Origin of the sequence: Streptomyces sp. YIM 98790 (assembly GCF_011421595.1) — a bacterium.
Lineage (GTDB): Bacteria > Actinomycetota > Actinomycetes > Streptomycetales > Streptomycetaceae > Streptomyces.
Genome location: NZ_WTLH01000420.1, coordinates 1 through 314 on the forward strand (window position 1 = coordinate 1; position 314 = coordinate 314).

The 314-nt window shown below is 81.8% G+C and carries 1 pseudogene; it reads right to left on the reverse strand.

The annotated features are described in order from the left end of the window. Positions 1-314, reverse strand: a pseudogene (locus tag GQS09_RS28445) (ArsA family ATPase); the annotation flags it as partial.

The following is a 314-nucleotide window of genomic DNA, read 5'->3' on the forward strand; positions in this document are numbered from 1 at the left end:
CCCCGAGCGCGGCCAGCCCCGGCACGCCGCCGACCGGGCGCCCGCGGTGCCCGACGCGGTGCAGCGGAGCCTCACCGGCCAGGTCCATCAGCCGGGTCAGGTCGGCGCGCTGCCGTGCCGCGAGCCCGGCCAGCCAGGCATCGGGCGAGCCCCCCGGCAGCAGCCGGTTGGCCACCACGGACTCCACGGCCACGCCGTGCAGCGCCAGCCCGGCCAGGGCCAGCCGGAGCGCCTCGGTCGCCTGCGGCCCCGGTTCGGCCACCAGCCGCACGCCGGTGCCCGGCGCGGTCAGCAGCCCGCCGACGGCGGCCAGG